Annotated in this window: 1 protein-coding gene; it reads left to right on the forward strand. The window is 46.2% G+C overall.

From position 1 onward, the window contains the following. A partial coding sequence (locus tag L4C33_RS22600; RefSeq protein WP_428814603.1) for an ATP-binding cassette domain-containing protein occupies positions 1-733 on the forward strand: 733 nt, incomplete at its 5' end. Between the last annotated feature and the right edge of the window lie 18 nt (positions 734-751).

Consider the following 751-nt stretch of genomic DNA (forward strand, 5'->3'; position numbering starts at 1 on the left):
TTCGTACCCTGATACACAAAGCCCTGTCCTGTCTGATATTGAATTAGAGATTAAAGCTGGTGAACGTATCGGTATTGTTGGCGCAGCGGGTGCAGGTAAAACAACCTTATTATCACTGATCGCTAGGCAATACTTACCGAGTACAGGGCAAATCTTTTACCAGCAAATTGATGGTCAGTTATGGCCGACCAGCGTGTTAAGGCAAAGCATGGGTTGGGTTGGGCAGTCTACCAACCTTATTTTCGGCAGTGTTTACGACAACATTATTATGGGAGCTGAAAAAGTAGATGAGCACAAGCTACGTCAAGCGTTGCAGCGGTCTGGTTTAAACAGCTACATGGGGCGATTAAGTAATGGCTTAGAAACACCCGTTGGGGAGGGAGGTCGCCTGCTTTCTGGAGGCCAAAAGCAAGCGGTAGCGATTGCAAGGGCGTTATACCGAGACCCTAAATTACTGATTATGGACGAACCCACGAGTGCACTAGACAACCAGGCTGAGGTTCAGTTTTTTAATGCGTTGCAAAGTATGCCTCGTGAGACCAGCATGGTCATAAGCTCCCACAAGCAATCTTTTTTAATGATGTGCGACCGAGTTATTGTGCTGGATAAAGGTAAGATTGTTGCTCAGGGTGATCCTAAGCAAGTATTGACGTCGTTAAAAGGACAATCACCTACGTCGAGCGGCCGATTTAAAACGGTATCCGTAGTCAAAGGAGGCCGGAATGAGCAATAGTATTCAATGGTCAAATAC

This window comes from Vibrio makurazakiensis (assembly GCF_050337375.1).
GTDB classification, from domain to species: Bacteria; Pseudomonadota; Gammaproteobacteria; order Enterobacterales; family Vibrionaceae; genus Vibrio; species Vibrio makurazakiensis.